General features: G+C 62.9%; 16 protein-coding genes. 10 read left to right on the top strand and 6 right to left on the bottom strand.

Features of this window, described 5'->3' with window-relative positions; translation table 11 throughout:
* Positions 1-811, bottom strand: an 811-nt coding sequence (locus RTQ46_RS08360) for a TonB-dependent receptor plug domain-containing protein (RefSeq protein WP_312435822.1), incomplete at its 3' end; no start/stop codon positions are given.
* Positions 812-1,037: 226 nt separating this feature from the next.
* On the opposite strand from RTQ46_RS08360, the gene RTQ46_RS08355 reads away from it, so the two are divergent.
* From RTQ46_RS08355 to RTQ46_RS08335, 5 genes are all read left to right on the top strand, one after another.
* Entirely contained in the window at positions 1,038-1,898 is an 861-nt protein-coding gene (locus tag RTQ46_RS08355) for a pirin family protein (RefSeq protein ID WP_312435821.1), read from the top strand.
* Between the two features lie 320 nt (positions 1,899-2,218).
* Positions 2,219-2,602 (top strand): glutaredoxin domain-containing protein, encoded by a 384-nt coding sequence (locus RTQ46_RS08350; RefSeq protein ID WP_312435820.1) that lies wholly within the window; start codon positions 2,219-2,221, stop codon positions 2,600-2,602.
* A 72-nt stretch (positions 2,603-2,674) separates the two neighbouring features.
* The gene (locus RTQ46_RS08345; RefSeq protein ID WP_312435819.1) at positions 2,675-2,887 is read left to right on the top strand and encodes a hypothetical protein; all 213 of its coding nucleotides are present in this window, start codon (positions 2,675-2,677) and stop codon (positions 2,885-2,887) included.
* Between the two features lie 103 nt (positions 2,888-2,990).
* Positions 2,991-3,191: a hypothetical protein gene (locus RTQ46_RS08340; protein ID WP_312435818.1), complete on the top strand. Its 201-nt coding sequence runs from the start codon at positions 2,991-2,993 to the stop codon at positions 3,189-3,191.
* A gap of 101 nt (positions 3,192-3,292) precedes the next feature.
* Positions 3,293-3,481, top strand: coding sequence for a hypothetical protein (locus RTQ46_RS08335; RefSeq protein WP_312435817.1), 189 nt, complete (start codon positions 3,293-3,295; stop codon positions 3,479-3,481).
* Positions 3,482-3,539: 58 nt separating this feature from the next.
* Here the strand turns inward: RTQ46_RS08335 and RTQ46_RS08330 are convergent, their stop codons facing one another.
* Positions 3,540-4,094: a cob(I)yrinic acid a,c-diamide adenosyltransferase gene (locus tag RTQ46_RS08330; RefSeq protein WP_312435816.1), complete on the bottom strand. Its 555-nt coding sequence runs from the start codon at positions 4,092-4,094 to the stop codon at positions 3,540-3,542.
* A gap of 156 nt (positions 4,095-4,250) precedes the next feature.
* On the opposite strand from RTQ46_RS08330, the gene RTQ46_RS08325 reads away from it, so the two are divergent.
* From RTQ46_RS08325 to glcF, 3 genes are read left to right on the top strand one after another with little or no spacing between them, the layout of a single operon-like run.
* The gene (locus RTQ46_RS08325; protein WP_312435841.1) at positions 4,251-5,741 is read left to right on the top strand and encodes an FAD-linked oxidase C-terminal domain-containing protein; all 1,491 of its coding nucleotides are present in this window, start codon (positions 4,251-4,253) and stop codon (positions 5,739-5,741) included.
* 17 nt (positions 5,742-5,758) lie between these two features.
* Entirely contained in the window at positions 5,759-6,829 is a 1,071-nt protein-coding gene (glcE, locus tag RTQ46_RS08320; protein WP_312435815.1) for a glycolate oxidase subunit GlcE, read from the top strand.
* Positions 6,830-6,844: 15 nt separating this feature from the next.
* A complete protein-coding gene (gene glcF / locus RTQ46_RS08315; protein ID WP_312435814.1) occupies positions 6,845-8,077 on the top strand; it encodes a glycolate oxidase subunit GlcF in 1,233 nt (410 codons plus the stop codon).
* Here glcF and RTQ46_RS08310 read toward each other — a convergent pair.
* The 3 genes from RTQ46_RS08310 to RTQ46_RS08300 form a co-directional block, all read right to left on the bottom strand.
* Entirely contained in the window at positions 8,068-10,167 is a 2,100-nt protein-coding gene (locus RTQ46_RS08310; protein WP_312435813.1) for an EAL domain-containing protein, read from the bottom strand. The two genes, glcF and RTQ46_RS08310, sit on opposite strands and share 10 nt — an antisense overlap.
* A gap of 206 nt (positions 10,168-10,373) precedes the next feature.
* Positions 10,374-11,507: a PilT/PilU family type 4a pilus ATPase gene (locus RTQ46_RS08305; protein ID WP_312435812.1), complete on the bottom strand. Its 1,134-nt coding sequence runs from the start codon at positions 11,505-11,507 to the stop codon at positions 10,374-10,376.
* A 5-nt stretch (positions 11,508-11,512) separates the two neighbouring features.
* Positions 11,513-12,556, bottom strand: a complete 1,044-nt coding sequence (locus RTQ46_RS08300; protein ID WP_312435811.1) for a type IV pilus twitching motility protein PilT — start codon at positions 12,554-12,556, stop codon at positions 11,513-11,515.
* A gap of 77 nt (positions 12,557-12,633) precedes the next feature.
* Here RTQ46_RS08300 and RTQ46_RS08295 point away from each other — a divergent pair, with 77 nt between their 5' ends.
* Both RTQ46_RS08295 and proC read left to right on the top strand, forming a co-directional pair.
* Complete coding sequence (locus tag RTQ46_RS08295; RefSeq protein WP_312435810.1) at positions 12,634-13,335, top strand: YggS family pyridoxal phosphate-dependent enzyme; 702 nt, start codon at positions 12,634-12,636, stop codon at positions 13,333-13,335.
* Positions 13,336-13,356: 21 nt separating this feature from the next.
* Positions 13,357-14,187 carry a pyrroline-5-carboxylate reductase gene (gene proC, locus RTQ46_RS08290; protein ID WP_312435809.1) on the top strand — a complete coding sequence of 277 codons (831 nt, stop codon included), beginning with the start codon at positions 13,357-13,359 and terminating at the stop codon, positions 14,185-14,187.
* 187 nt (positions 14,188-14,374) lie between these two features.
* Here proC and RTQ46_RS08285 read toward each other — a convergent pair whose 3' ends face one another.
* Positions 14,375-15,049, bottom strand: a complete 675-nt coding sequence (locus RTQ46_RS08285) for a DUF3592 domain-containing protein (RefSeq protein ID WP_312435808.1) — start codon at positions 15,047-15,049, stop codon at positions 14,375-14,377.
* Positions 15,050-15,093: the final 44 nt, after the last annotated feature.

The raw sequence follows: 15,093 nt of genomic DNA, 5'->3' as shown, positions 1-15,093 counted from the left end.
GCAGGCCGTTGCCATAGCCGTTCAGGGGAATCTCGGAGGTCTTGCGCACGAAGCTGCCGATCAGGCTGAAGTTGTCCGTCAACTTGCCTTGCAGCGCGGCGCGGTAGGTCCATTTTTCAAATTCGGGTTGCAGGTCGGCGGTGGTCGAATTGGCCGCGCTGGCGCGCTGGCTGTCGTTGAGCTTGTATTGCATCCAGCTCGAACGCGTGCTTTCCACCGACACCTGGCCGCCCAGCTTGCGCGTCGGCGCGCAGGTATTGGCGTTGACCACGCCGCCCTTGAAGCGGCCATATTCGGCGCCGACGTTCGAATCGAGCACCGTCACCTCGCACAGCAGGCTGGTATCGATGGCGAAGCCCTGGCTGGCCGACGGCGGCGTGGTGGCGTTGTTGGTCTTGGCGACACTCACGGTGGGATTGTTGGTCGGGCCGATATCGTTGTTGAGCGACATGCCGTCCATCTGGTACAGATTGTCGTAGAACTTGGCGCCGTTGATGCTGATGTCGGCCGGTGCCAGCTCGCCCTGGGTGGCGGACTCCAGCTGTTTGTTGGCGAACTGTACGCTGGGATTAATGCGCAGCAAAGTGGTGATATTGCCGTCGATGCCATTCATGGCCTCGATCTGGCGCCGGTCCAGCTTTTGCTCGCCCAGCGATTCGCGCTCGGCCTGCAGGCGCACTTCGGGCATCACCTGGTGCGCGGGTTTGTCAGGATCGGCCTCGGCGGCAAAGGACAGGGGAGTGGTGCTGCTGGCGCCAAAGGCGAGACTGATGGCCAGCACGGACTGGCGCAGGGTAAAGGTGGAAGACATGGCGACCTTGAAACGGAGAAGAAGGGAGACAGTCCCACGAGACTGTCCTCACCTGCGTAGCTGGGGTCGATTGCTCATGCTGTCAGATGTAAATGATAACCATTTCTATTTGGATTGGCAATATTGATTTTGCCGTTCGTAAAAACAGGGCGCACCTGTGCACGCGGCGGCCTTCATGCAATTGGGCGATAATCGCCGCATCTTCCCCACCATCACAGGATGCCGCGTGAACACCAAAACCATCAACGGCCTGCACCAGGCTTACCGCGACGATATCGCCGATCTCACCACGCGCCGGCCCGTGCCGGGACCGCAGCTGGAGCAGGTTGATCCTTTCCTGTTCCTCAATCACCACGGTCCGCAGACCTATGCGCCGGGCAACCGCGGCTTGCCGTTCGGCCCGCATCCGCACCGCGGCTTTGAAACCGTGACGTTTATCCTCGAAGGCGAGCTGATGCATAGCGACAGCGCCGGCCACGACAGCATCATCCGCGCCGGCGGAGTGCAGTGGATGACGGCCGGTAGCGGCCTGGTGCACGCGGAACTGTCGCCGCCCGCCTTCAAGCGCGCCGGCGGGCCGCTGGAAATCCTGCAGCTGTGGCTGAACCTGCCGCCGCGCCTGAAGATGACGGCGCCGCGCTACCAGGGCGTGCAGGACGAAGCCATTGTCAAGCTCGCCACGCCGGACGGCTTGGGTACCCTGCACCTGGTGTCGGGCCAGTATGCGGGGCAGAAGGGGCCGGTCGAGTCTCTGACGGGCGTCTTCATGTCCTGGCTGGTACTGCGCCCCGGCGCGCGTTTTGCGCGCGATGGCTTGCGTGGACGCAATGTGTTTCTGTATGTGGTCAACGGCGCGCTGGCGCTGGAGGGACGGACAGCCGCCGCGTTTACCCTGGTCGAACTCGATCTGGAAGGCGATGCGCTGGAATTCACGGCGCCCGATGGCGCGGTGGTACTGTTCGGCCATGCCGAGCCGATCGGCGAACCGGTGGTGGCGCATGGCCCGTTCGTGATGAATACGCGCGACGAAATCAACCAGGCGATCCGCGATTATCAGGCAGGAAAGTTCGAGCCAGGTAAAGGCTGAGCTCTTGGTCGATCTGTTCTTCGGCCGGCTTGATCTTGGGCCTCGGCCTGGCTGGCCGGTGTCGCGCAAAGGCGATGTCCAGTTTCGCCAGTGATTGCGCTGATTTGCCGTCTGGCCGCCCGCGGCGGCGCCACATTGTATAGACATAATGGTTCCGCTATCTCTCCAATATTCACTTTTTACAGGCTTGCGGACTATATTTTCAAAAAGGAAAATATATATCGATGAAACGTTGACTCTAAAATAAGTGCGCTCTATATTCGGTTTTGCAGCTTGCAAATTCGATCAATTCATAAGCACTTTTGAGTGGACGTTTTCCCATGCCTAACAAAATCAAGACTGTCGCCGTGTATGCCTTGATACTCGCTGCCGGCCTTGGCAGCGGATATGTGCTGTCGCTGGCACCTGCCCTGTTCAAATCGAATTACACGGAAGGCAATTACGCCGCGTATTTCCCCAATGCCCACAGCAAAGTAGTGTTGTACGGCACCGCCTGGTGCGGCTATTGCGCCAAGACGCGCGACTATTTCAGGGCCAACCATATCGATTTTGTGGATCTCGATATCGAGAAGTCGCCGGAAGCGCTCAAGGCGCACAAAGAATTGGGCGGCGGTGGCGTGCCGGTCGTCCTGATCGGCAACCGCAAGATTACCGGCTACGACGCCGATGCCTTCCAGGCGGCGATCAAGAAAGCCGCCAGCTGATTCCTGGTCCTGTACGCAACATGAAACGGCGGCATGTTGCGTTTTTATCCGCGCCACTCATAAAGGATCAGCATGTTTAAAAAGTTTGCCTTTTTTCTGTTTGTGGCAGGCGCCAGCCTGTCGTTCAACAAGGCTGCGCACAGTGAACCGGGCTGTTCGATCCAGTGCAGCCAGCTGAGAGCGATCTGCCTCGATGAAGGCCGTGGCGCCGCCTCCTGCCGCGACAACTACAATTTCTGCATTGAAAACTGCCGTAACGGGATTTATCCGGAGATGCCGGAGTAGACATAACTGCGCCAGGCCGCTGCGCCTGGTGTCGGCAGGACGCGGTTCGGGCGGCGCATCCTGACGGTCATTTATCGCCTGTCATTTACCGGGAGTCTTGGCAATGCTGAAAAAACTGGGTTTCTTCTTGTTTGCAATGGGTGTGAGCGCATCGTATGCGATGGCGGGCGGCGGCGAGCAGGCATGCTATGCGCAATGCGATGACAATCTTGATCAGTGCGTGGTGGATCATCCGACATCCACCGGTGCTTGCACCAAGATCCACAGCATCTGCTACGAACGCTGTGATCACGTCAACGACTGATACAGCGCTGTAGCACGCAAAGCTCAGGATCGGCTTAGCGCGTAAGGGGCGGCGCGCCATGCATATGTTTGATTGCCTTCCATTTATACAAAGGAGCATCAATGTTTAAAAAGCTGGGTTTCTTTTTGTTTGCCATGGGTGTCAGTGGATCGTATGCCTTGGCCAGCAGTACCGCCGACATATCGGAATGCCAGTCCGAGTGCTATATGGCGCTTGATGCCTGCGTCATGGAGTTCAAGGTTCCGGAATGCGTCCGCCTCAACAAAGCGTGTCTGCAGCGCTGCGGCTAAGCAGCACCTGTCTGATACAAGACGGCGATGCTGTTTGACAGGCATCGCCGTTTTTGTCTCATCCGCGCGCGCGGTCATGCCGCCACAGCACGTCCGTACCGCCGGCAAACCGGTTCAGCACGCGCGACAGCACGAACAGCAGGTCCGACAGGCGGTTGACGTACTGGCGCGGGTGTTCATGGATGGTCTCGCTGCTGGCCAGCGCCACGATGCTGCGCTCGGCGCGCCGGCACACGGTGCGGCACACATGGGCCAGCGAGGCGGCGCGCGAGCCGGCCGGCAGGATGAATTCGGCCAGCGCCGGCAGGTCCGCATTGTATTTGGCCAGCAGCGCGTCGAGGCGCAGCACATGTTCTTCCCTGATCAGCTGGTAGCCGGGGATGCACAATTCGCCACCGAGATCGAACAGGTCGTGCTGGATGGCCACCAGCTCGTCGCGCAGCGCGTCCGGCATCGCTTCGCACAGCAATAACCCCAGATTGGAATTGAGTTCGTCCACGTCGCCCATGGCGTGGATGCGCGCACTGTCCTTGCTGGTGCGGCTGCCGTCGCCCAGGCCAGTGCTGCCATTGTCGCCGGTGCGCGTGGCGATTTTCGAGAGTCGCTTGCCCATGTTGTTGCCTTATCGTATGAAAGTATGAAGAAGAGGGCAGCATACGACACTGCGCTCCGCTTCGGCTGAAACTTGGCGCCGATTCCGGCGAAACATGCGCGGCGCCGCGGTTTTTGTGCTTACAATCGTGGCAACGCCATGCCTGCCCGGACCACCATGCATACCGATATCGCCGAACCAGGGTTTACCATCTCACGCCAGCAAACGGTGGCTGCCGCCTTGCGCGCCGTGCTGCCGGCGCGCTGCGTGCTGTCCGACACCGAAGACACGCGTCCGTACGAATGCGACGGCCTGGCTGCCTACCGCCAGTTGCCGATGATCGTCACCCTGCCCGACACGGAAGAACAGGTGCTCGCCATCGTGCGCGTGTGCCGCGAGCTGCAGGTGCCGATCGTGCCGCGCGGCGCCGGCACCGGCCTGTCGGGCGGCGCCCTGCCGATCGCCGATGGCGTGGTGCTGTCGACGGCACGCCTGAACCGCATCGTGCGCGTCGATGCCTATGCGCGCATCGCCGTGGTGCAGCCGGGCGTGCGCAACCTGGCCATCTCCGAAGCGGCCGCGCCCCACGCGCTGTACTACGCGCCTGACCCGTCGTCGCAGATCGCCTGCAGCATCGGCGGCAATGTGGCGGAAAATTCGGGCGGCGTGCATTGCCTGAAATACGGGCTGACCGTGCACAACGTGCTGCGCGTGCGCGTGGTGACCATCGACGGCGACGTGATCGAACTGGGCGGCGAAGCGCTCGATTCGCCCGGCCTGGACCTGCTGGCCGTCTTTATTGGCTCGGAAGGCATGCTGGGCATCGTTACCGAAGTGACCGTCAAGCTGATCCCGAAACCGGCCACCGCGCGCGTCATCATGGCCTCGTTCGGCGATGTCGTCACGGGCGGCAATGCGGTGGCCAATGTGATTGCCGCCGGCATCATTCCGGCCGGCCTGGAAATGATGGACCGGACCTCGTCGCGCATGGTCGAGCCGTTCGTCAAAGCCGGCTACGACATCGATGCGGCCGCCATCCTGCTGTGCGAAGCGGACGGCACGCACGAAGAGGTGGAAGAGGAAATCGCGCGCATGACGGCGGTGCTGGAGGGGGCGGGCGCGAGCGCGATTGCGGTGTCGCAGAGCGAAGCGGAGCGCCTGAAATTCTGGTCCGGCCGCAAGAACGCGTTTCCCGCCGCCGGGCGCATCTCGCCCGACTACTACTGCATGGACGGCACCATCCCGCGCAAGCGGCTGGCCGAGGTACTGACCGGCATCGCGGACATGGAAAAGACCCACGGCCTGCGCTGCGCCAATGTGTTCCATGCGGGCGACGGCAACCTGCACCCGCTGATTCTGTTCGACGCCAACATGCCCGGCGAATTCGCGCGCGCCGAAGCGTTCGGCGCCGATATCCTGGCGCTGTGCGTGGCCGTTGGCGGCACCATCACGGGCGAACATGGCGTAGGGATGGAAAAGATCAACTCCATGTGCGTGCAGTTTACGCGCGCGGAACTCGATGCCTTCTTTGCCGTCAAGCGCGCCTTTGATCCGCACGCGCTGCTCAACCCGGACAAGGCGATTCCGACCCTGAACCGCTGCGCCGAATTCGGCCGGATGCATGTGACGGCCGGACGGCTGCCGTTTGCCAACCTGCCGCGTTTTTAACTTTGCCGGAGAGCCTTTTGCAAGCGATCGTCGAACAATTCAGGCACACCATCATGGCCGCCAGCGCGGCGGGTACGCTGCTGCGCCTGCGCGGCGGCGGCAGCAAGGACTGGTATGGCCAGCAGCTCGCTGGCGAGGTGCTCGATACGCGCGCATACACCGGCATCATCGACTACGAGCCGACGGAACTGGTGATCACGGCGCGCTGCGGCACGCCGCTGGCTGACATCGAAGCGGCGCTGGCCGCGCGCAACCAGATGCTGGCCTTCGAACCACCCCATTTCGGGCCCGGCGCGACGGTGGGCGGCACGCTGGCCTGCGCGCTGTCCGGGCCGCGCCGCGCCAGCGCCGGCGCCGTGCGCGACTTCGTGCTGGGCGCCGTGCTGATGGACGGCCGCGGCGAACGCCTGGCGTTTGGCGGCCAGGTGATGAAGAACGTGGCCGGCTATGACGTCTCGCGCCTGCTGGCGGGGTCCATGGGCACGCTGGGGCTGGTGCTGGACGTGTCGCTGAAAGTGCTGCCGCTGCCGTTGCGCGAAGCGACCCTGCGTTTTGACTGCGCCGAAATCGCCGCGCTGCGCATGCTCAACGAATGGGCCGGCAAACCGTTGCCCATCTCGGCCAGCTGCTGGCATGACGGTGTCTTGATGCTGCGCCTGTCGGGCGCCGAGGCGGCCGTCTGCGCGGCGCAGGCCACGCTCGGCGGCAGCGTGGTGGCGCCGGAAGACGCCAGCGCTTACTGGATTTCCCTGCGCGAACAGACGCACGGCTTTTTCGATGGCGCCGGCAGCCTGTGGCGCCTGTCCCTGCCGCCGCACGCCAGCGCGGTGATCCTGAAAGGACGCCAGCTGATCGAGTGGGGCGGCGCGCAGCGCTGGCTGAAACTCGATGGCGACGCCGATGCGGCCGGCGCGCAGCGCATCCGCCAGACGGTGGCCGCCGCCGGTGGCCACGCCACGCTGTTTCGCGGCGGCGACAAGGCGGTCGGCGTGTTCCATCCGCTGGCACCGGCCGTGGCGCTGATACACCAGCGCCTGGCCCGCAGTTTCGATCCGGCCGGCATTTTCAATCCGCAGCGAATGTACTGAAGGTATTGAAACTCCATGCAAACCAATCTTGCCGATTTCATCAGGAATACGCCGGCCGGCGACGAAGCCGAAGCCATCCTGCGCGCCTGCGTGCATTGCGGCTTCTGCACCGCCACCTGTCCCACCTATCAGCTGCTGGGCGACGAACTCGATGGCCCGCGCGGGCGCATTTACCTGATCAAGCAGGTGCTCGAAGGCGCGCCCGTCACGCACAAGACCCAGACGCACCTGGACCGCTGCCTGACCTGCCGCAATTGCGAGTCCACCTGTCCGTCCGGGGTGCAGTATGGCCGCCTGGTCGATATCGGCCGCAGCGTGGTCGAGCAGCGCGTGCAGCGCCCCTTGCGCGAGCGCGCGCTGCGCTTCGTGCTGAAGGAAGCGCTGCCGCGCCGCTGGCTGTTTACGCCGGCCTACAAGGCGGGCCAGGCGCTGCGTCCGCTGCTGTCAAAGGGCCTGCAGGACAAATTGCGCCCCGCGGCCAAGCCCGGCGCGTGGCCGGCGCGCCGGCATGCGCGCACCATGCTGGTGCTGGACGGCTGCGTGCAGCCGGCCATGTCGCCCAATATCAACGCGGCCACGGCGCGCGTGCTCGATAGCCTGGGCGTGCAGCTGATCACGGCGCCCAGGGCCGGCTGCTGCGGCGCGCTGCGCCACCACCTGAACGACCAGGACGCGGCGCTGGACGACATGCGCCGCAATATCGATGCGTGGTGGCCTTACGTGGAAACGGCCGAGGCGATCGTCATGACGGCCTCCGGCTGCGGCGCCACCGTCAAGGAATACGGCCATCTGCTGGCGCACGATGCGCGTTATGCCGGCAAGGCGCAGCGCATTGCCGAAATGGCGCGCGACCTGTGCGAGATCCTGCCGGCGTTCGAGGCGGAGCTGGCGGCGCTGATGAGAGGGCGCATCACCGAACGCGTGGTGTACCACCCGCCATGCACCTTGCAGCATGGCCAGCAGATACGGGGCAGGGTGGAGCAGGTGCTGCGCGCGGTCGGCGTCGATGTGCGCCTGTGCGCCGACAGCCACCTGTGCTGCGGCTCGGCCGGCACCTATTCGATTCTGCAGCCGGCACTGTCGCTGCAACTGCGCGACAACAAGCTGGCGCACCTGGAAGCGTGCGCGCCGGACGTGATCGTGTCGGCCAATATCGGCTGCATCAGCCAGCTGCAGTCGGGTACCGGGGTGCCGGTGCGGCACTGGATCGAATTGATCGATGCGGCGCTGACAGCACCTCAGACCTGATCTTCCGTGTAGCGCGCCGCGCGCCATTGCGGCGGCGCGGTAAAGCTGTCGGCCCAGTCCAGCACCGCGTCGGCCGGCATCGGCCGGGCGATGCCATGGCCTTGCGCCAGCTCGCAGCCCAGTTCGATCAGGCGTTCGCCATGGGCGATGCTTTCCACGCCTTCGGCGATCACGGTCAGCCTGAACGAGCGCGCCAGGCCGATCACGGCGCGTACCAGGTGCAGGTCGTCGCGGTCGGTCAGCATGTTGTGCACGAAGCTCTGGTCGATCTTGATGATATTGGCCGGCAGCCGTTTCAGGTAGGACATCGAGGAATAGCCGGTGCCGAAATCGTCGAGCGCAAACGTGATGCCCAGCGCCTGGCAGGCGCGGATAATGCGGCGCACATGTTCGACGTCGTGCAGGGCAGACGATTCGAGGATTTCCAGTTCCAGCATGCTGGCGCGCACGCCGGGAAATTCACCGAGCATGGTTTTCAGGCGCAACACGAAATCGGGCTGCTGGAAGTGGCGTGCCGCGATATTGACGCTCACTACCCACTGCTTGCCCGCCGCGCTCCAGCGCTGGATCTGCCACAGCGCCTGGCGCAGCACCCATTCGCCGATGTCGATGATCAGGTCGGTCTGCTCGACCAGCGGCAGGAACTGCGCCGGCGCCAGCAGGCCGCGGCACGCATGCTGCCAGCGCAGCAGCGCTTCCATGCCGATCACGGCGCCGGTGCGCATGTTGACCTTGGGCTGGTAGTGCAGGCGCAGTTCGCCATGGTTCAGAGCGTGGCGTACTTCGGTGCGCTGGTTATGGTGAGTGCGTACGGTTTCGTCGAGCCGGCTGTCGAAAAAGTGATACTGGTTGCGCCCCGTCAGCTTGGCCTGGTACACCGCATGGTCGGCATGGCGCAGCAGGCTTTCCGCATTCAGGTCCTTGCCTTCGTACACGGCGATGCCGGCGCTGGCCGTCAGGTACACGGCCTGCTGGTCGCACTGGTAAGGACGCCCCAGCTCGCGCATCAGCAGCTGCAGATGCTGTTCGATGGCGGCCACGCTGGCCTGGCCGCACAGCAACACCACGAATTCGTCGCCGCCCAGGCGGGCCGCATAATGGAGCTTGCCGCTGAAGTCGTGCAGGCGGCCAGCCACCTGCTTGATGATCTCGTCGCCGGCTTCGGCGCCATGGCGGTCGTTGATGCCCTGGAAGTGATCGAGGTCGAACAGGCACACGGCCATCAGGCGCTGGCGCTCGCGCGCCAAAAACAGTTCCTGTTCGAAGCGCGCCGCCAGCGCGGCACGGTTGGGCAGACCTGTCAGCAGGTCATGGTAGTTTTGCCAGGACATTTTTTGCAGCACCTGCTGCATGTGCACGGTTTCCGTCAGCTGCACGTCCAGTTGCTGCCGGCTCGTCTGCAGCGAATGGAGCATCTCGCCCACATCGCCGACCATGCCGTTGAAGGCGCGCGACAGGTGCTGCGCTTCCGGCGTGGCGCCGGTGGCCATGCGTACCGTGAAGTCGCCGCCGCGCAGGCGTTCGATGGCCTGCGCCAGCCGCGCCAGCAGCCTGCGGTGCGACGCCAGCAGGAGGCCCAGCAGCGTCACGATCAGGACGATATTGATGGCGCTCAGCAGTGCTTGCTGCCGCACCGCTTGCCAGACATGCATCAGCGGCAGCGCCGGTGTATAGCGCAGCTCCAGCACGCCATCGCCACCGCCCGGCAGCGAGACTTGCAGGCGGCTGTGGATGGGCGCCATGCCCGCCAGGCCGGCAAACCACGGCGGCACGCTGGCGGCCGCGGGGGCGTTGTCCGGCTGCCCGGCCAGCAGCTCGACGTCGCTGCCGGCGCCATGCCAGGCGATGGCGGCCAGGTCGTGATTGAGCGGCAGCGCCGCGCGCAGTACCTGCGCAATATTGCCGCTGTCGCTGCGGACCGCCAGCGGCAGCACGGTATTGGCCAGGTAAAGATTGAGCTGCCGCGCCTCGCTGCGGTAGCGTGCATCGGCCTGCGCCGTTTCGGTCGTCAGCAAGGTGTAATAGCGCAGCGCCGAAACGGCCAGTATCAATAACACGATGGGCAAAAACCAGCGGGAATAGGTTCCCATCCGCAGCCATGACGACAAGAGTTTCCCAAAGACTGGCATCGTTGTGTATCGATATTCGTGAATAATTTAGCAAACATTATCACCGAAAATTGCCATTTGGAACACAATATTGACAGCAATGCTTAAATAAAATCAATTGTGCGGAAAATACATGATTGTTGTTTAAAATCAATGTAAGCCTTGATATTCCAGGCTTGACAGATTGCTTACAACAGGCCCAGTGAACTGCTGACGGCCGCTGCATTGCCGGCGTGCGCCGCTTTGCCGTTCAGCTTGATCGCCAGCCGCAGGTCATTGACGGAATCGGCATTGCGCAGGGCGTCTTCATAGCTGATCAGATCGAGCTCATGCAAATCGAACAGGGCCTGGTCGAAGGTCTGCATGCCCAGTTCGCGCGACTTTTTCATCAGCTCCTTGATCTCGTGCACCTGACCTTTGAAGATCAGGTCGCTCATCAGCGGTGAATTGAGCAGGATTTCCATCGCCACCTTGCGCCCGGCGCCATCCTTGCTCGGGATCAGCCGCTGTGAAATCAGCCCCTTCAGGTTCAGCGACAGGTCCATCAGCAATTGCTGGCGCCGCTCTTCGGGGAAGAAATTGATAATGCGGTCCAGCGCCTGGTTGGCGTTATTGGCATGCAGGGTGGCCAGGCACAGGTGGCCCGTTTCGGCAAACGCGATCGCATGGTCCATGGTTTCGCGGTCGCGGATCTCGCCGATCTGGATCACGTCGGGTGCCTGGCGCAGCGTGTTTTTCAGCGCCGTGGCCCAGTCTTCCGTATCGACCCCCACTTCGCGCTGGGTGACGATGCAGTTGCCGTGCGGATGGACGAACTCTACCGGGTCTTCGATCGTGATGATATGGCCGTGGCTGTTCGCATTGCGGTGGCCCACCATCGCCGCCAGTGTGGTCGACTTGCCGCAGCCGGTGGCGCCCACCATGATCACCAGCCCGCGCTTGCTCATCACCACTTCCTGCAGGATGGCTGGCAGGCCCAGCTTGCCCAGCTCGGGTATCGCTGTGTTAATCGTGCGCAGCACCATGCCTGCCTGGCCCAGCTGCATAAAGGCCGACACGCGGAAGCGTCCCAGGCCCTCGGGGCTGATGGCAAAATTGGCTTCGCGGCTCGCTTCGAACGCCTGTGCCTGCTTGTCGTTCATCAGCGCGCGCACATAGCTGGCTGCCTGCGCCGCCGGCAGCGGCGTCGCATCCAGCGGCGTCAGCTTGCCGTCGAGCTTGATGGCGGGCGGAAAACCGGCCGTGATGAACAGGTCGGAGCCGCCGCGCACGCGCATCTGCGCCAGCAGCGCATGGATGGCCAGAGTGTCGATGTCTGCCATGGAGATCAGCCCGGGAAGTTTTCAGGCGACTTGGCTGCCGAGCGCGCCGTCTCGGACGAGATCGCGCCGCGCCGCACCAGGTCAAGCAGGCACTGGTCCAGGGTCTGCATGCCGACATTGCTGCCGGTCTGGATCGCCGAATACATCTGCGCCACTTTCGCTTCGCGGATCAGGTTGCGAATCGCCGGCGTGGTCAGCATGATTTCATGCGCGGCCACGCGGCCCGTGCCATCCTTGGTTTTCAGCAGGTTTTGCGCGATCACCGCCTGCAGCGATTCGGACAGCATGGTGCGCACCATTTCCTTTTCCTCGGCCGGGAACACGTCGATGATGCGGTCGATGGTTTTCGCCGCCGACGAGGTGTGCAGGGTGCCGAACACCAGGTGGCCCGTCTCGGCTGCCGTCAGCGCCAGGCGGATGGTTTCCAGGTCGCGCAATTCGCCCACCAGGATCACGTCCGGGTCTTCGCGCAGGGCAGAGCGCAGCGCATTGCTGAACGAGTGTGTATGCGCGCCGACCTCGCGCTGGTTGATCAGGCATTTTTTCGGCTCATGCACGAATTCGATCGGGTCTTCGATCGTCAGGATATGGTGGTTCAGCCGTTCATTGACGTGATTGACCATCGCCGCCAGCGTGGTCGACTTGCCCGAGCCGGTCGGCCCCGTCACCAGCACCAGGCCGCGCGGACGCATCGCCAGCTCGCCGAAGATGCGCGGCGCGTTCAGTTCTTCCAGGCTCAGCACTTTCGACGGAATCGTGCGCAGCACGGCCGAGGCGCCCCGTTCCTGGTTGTAGGCGTTGACGCGAAAGCGCGACAGGCCGGGAATTTCAAACGAAAAGTCGCATTCGAGCGCCTCTTCGTAGACCTTGCGCTGGCCATCGTTCATGATGTCATAGATCATGCTGTGCACTTCCTTGTGCTCGAGCGGCGCCACGTTCAGGCGGCGCACGTCGCCGTTGACCCGTATCATCGGCGGCAGGCCGGCGGACAGGTGCAAATCGGAAGCCTTGTTCTTGACGGAGAATGCGAGTAGTTCGGAAATGTCCATTTATAATCCCTGTGCCTGCAATAAGGGGGCGCCGCGCACGGTGCTGCGGCAAAACCCGTGTCCAACAGAAAATGATTATGTCCACAATCGAAGAGAAACTGCAAGCCGTGCGGCGCGCGATTGCGCAAGCAGCCAGCGACGCCCGGCGCCCGGCCGACAGCGTGACCCTGCTGGCCGTGTCGAAAACCTTTGGCGCGGACGCCGTGCTGGCAGCGGCGGCGGCAGGCCAGACGGCGTTCGGCGAAAACTACCTGCAGGAAGCGCTCGACAAGATTGCCGCCGTGCGGCTGGCCTTGCCGCAAGCTTCACTGGCCTGGCATTTTATCGGCCCCATCCAGAGCAACAAGACGCGCCCGATCGCCGAGCATTTCGACTGGGTGCATACGGTCGAGCGCGAAAAGATCGCCGCGCGCCTGTCCGAGCAGCGTCCCGAGGGCATGCCGGACATCAATATCTGTCTGCAGGTCAATATCAGCGGCGAAGCGAGCAAGAGCGGCGTGGCGCCAGATGACCTGCCGGCACTGGCGCACGCGGTGGCGAAATTGCCCAGGCTGCGCCTGCGCGGCCTGATGGCGATCCCTGAACCGCAGAGCGAGCCAGCATTGCAGCGCGCCGCATTTGCGCAATTGCGCGAACTGTACGAACAACTGCGTGCCGAAGGCCTGCCGCTCGACACCCTGTCGATGGGCATGTCGGCCGACCTGCAGGCGGCCGTGCTGGAAGGCGCCACCATCGTGCGCGTGGGCAGCGCCATCTTTGGCGCCCGCGACTATTCCTGATTCCCTTTTGAAAGAGCATCCATGATGGCAGAACTGAAGATAGCATTTGTCGGCGGCGGCAATATGGCCTCGGCCCTGATCGCCGGACTGGCCGGCAAGCTGACGGCGGGCGGCAATATCCACGTGATCGATCCGCATGCGCCATCGCTGGAAAAGTTGAACACGCAGTTCGGCGTCACCACGGCGGCCGCTGCCGATGATGCCTTGCGCGCAGCGAACGTGATCGTGCTGGCCGTAAAACCGCAAAGCATGCGCGAAGTGGCGGCGCAGCTGCTGCCGTTCCTTGATGCCGGCAAGGCGCCGCTGGTGCTGTCGATTGCGGCCGGCATCCGCGCCGTCGACCTGTCGCGCTGGCTCGGCGGCTATCCGGCCATCGTGCGCGCCATGCCGAACACGCCGGCATTGATCGGCATGGGCATCACCGGCATGGTCGCCAGCAGCGGCGTGCATGCCGAGCAAAAAGAGCAGGCCGACGCCATCCTGGGCGCGGTGGGCCAGACCGTGTGGCTGGCCGACGAAGCGCAGATCGACCCGGTGACGGCTGTCTCGGGCAGCGGCCCGGCCTATGTGTTCTACTTTATCGAAGCGATGCAGGAAGCGGCGCGCGAACTGGGCCTGAGCGAAGAGCAGGGCACGCAGCTGGCGATCGCCACGTTTACCGGCGCGGCGCAGCTGGCGGCCAATTCCACCGAGCCGGTGTCCGTGCTGCGCGAGCGCGTGACGTCGAAGGGCGGCACCACTTACGCGGCGCTCGCCAGCATGGAAGACAGTGGTGTCAGGGCGGCCATTATCAAGGGCATCAAGGCAGCCGCCGCGCGCGGACGCGAGCTCGGTGAGGAACTGGGTAAATAGCAATGCCTGGCCGTGGTGAGCTGCGGGGAGTTGTTGTGGACGAACAATAGGCTCGGACTGATGAATCTTTGAAAACAGGCTTTGAAAACAAGGCTATGTCATCGTGATACGAGGGAACGTCCTGGAATTGCCGGCCACAACTCTCTTCGGCTCGCGGCGGTTTTGTCAGGCGTTCCAAGTCAGCGTTTCAAGGTTTTTTTAGCGGCGGTATGGCAGATTGCTTCTTGCTACTGGAAAACTCGGAACGGCAACCCCGGACAAAAAAGAGGCCCATTAAGCCAAGCAACACCGGAGTGCCCCACAAAGCGCCTTTGTCCTGAATGACAGCGGTCGCCTGGGGGTTTGCCGCACGATAAAGCACCTGAACCGGCTGACCGACTTCATAACCGAAAATCATTCCGCCCTGTGGGTAGGAAATGACATGGTTGTCAGCACTGGTAAATTCGATTTCCGGATGCGAGCCGCCGGCATTAAGAACTTTGACAATGCCCGGCGCTTGCTGCGCCTGAGCCAAAAACTCGTAACGTGCAAAGATCATATAACCCGCAATGGCAAGCAGGACTGCACCGACCAGGCCAAAGATCAGGCTTCGTATCACGTAGATGCAAGTGCCGGGAGGATGATTCATATTTTTGTGTGGTGGTTCGATATTTCGGTTTGCCCGGTGCACTGATGCCAATAGTTTAACCGAGCTGCGATGCAGACGCGCCTCAGGCATGTGTGCAACAAAGCCAAAACAGGCTCGCGGCATGGCTGGTTTCTGGACATCCGTTTCGGGGCGAATCCGGCCTGCCAATGCAGCCGCCAGATTTTCATCCTTGCAACCTGCTATGCTGAGCGGAACGGCCGGGTTCGGCCACAAGCAGTGATTGAAGCACCTGGTTCCCACCAATAATCCGCGCACTG

This window comes from Janthinobacterium sp., from assembly GCF_031995485.1.
GTDB lineage: Bacteria > Pseudomonadota > Gammaproteobacteria > Burkholderiales > Burkholderiaceae_D > Janthinobacterium.
The sequence above is the reverse complement of the archived record's forward strand: the minus strand, read 5'-3'. Positions and strand labels throughout refer to the sequence as shown.

What these genes read in the sequence shown, in the direction of transcription:
- RTQ46_RS08295 (WP_312435810.1), top strand. Translation starts at nt 12,634, where the DNA reads ATGTCCACAATCGAAGAGAAACTGCAAGCCGTGCGGCGCGCGATTGCG.
- RTQ46_RS08335 (WP_312435817.1), top strand. Translation starts at nt 3,293, where the DNA reads ATGTTTAAAAAGCTGGGTTTCTTTTTGTTTGCCATGGGTGTCAGTGGA.
- RTQ46_RS08340 (WP_312435818.1), top strand. Translation starts at nt 2,991, where the DNA reads ATGCTGAAAAAACTGGGTTTCTTCTTGTTTGCAATGGGTGTGAGCGCA.
- RTQ46_RS08325 (WP_312435841.1), top strand. Translation starts at nt 4,251, where the DNA reads ATGCATACCGATATCGCCGAACCAGGGTTTACCATCTCACGCCAGCAA.
- RTQ46_RS08305 (WP_312435812.1), bottom strand. Translation starts at nt 11,507, where the DNA reads ATGGCAGACATCGACACTCTGGCCATCCATGCGCTGCTGGCGCAGATG.
- glcF (WP_312435814.1), top strand. Translation starts at nt 6,845, where the DNA reads ATGCAAACCAATCTTGCCGATTTCATCAGGAATACGCCGGCCGGCGAC.
- RTQ46_RS08300 (WP_312435811.1), bottom strand. Translation starts at nt 12,556, where the DNA reads ATGGACATTTCCGAACTACTCGCATTCTCCGTCAAGAACAAGGCTTCC.
- RTQ46_RS08345 (WP_312435819.1), top strand. Translation starts at nt 2,675, where the DNA reads ATGTTTAAAAAGTTTGCCTTTTTTCTGTTTGTGGCAGGCGCCAGCCTG.
- RTQ46_RS08310 (WP_312435813.1), bottom strand. Translation starts at nt 10,167, where the DNA reads ATGGGAACCTATTCCCGCTGGTTTTTGCCCATCGTGTTATTGATACTG.
- RTQ46_RS08350 (WP_312435820.1), top strand. Translation starts at nt 2,219, where the DNA reads ATGCCTAACAAAATCAAGACTGTCGCCGTGTATGCCTTGATACTCGCT.
- RTQ46_RS08330 (WP_312435816.1), bottom strand. Translation starts at nt 4,094, where the DNA reads ATGGGCAAGCGACTCTCGAAAATCGCCACGCGCACCGGCGACAATGGC.
- proC (WP_312435809.1), top strand. Translation starts at nt 13,357, where the DNA reads ATGATGGCAGAACTGAAGATAGCATTTGTCGGCGGCGGCAATATGGCC.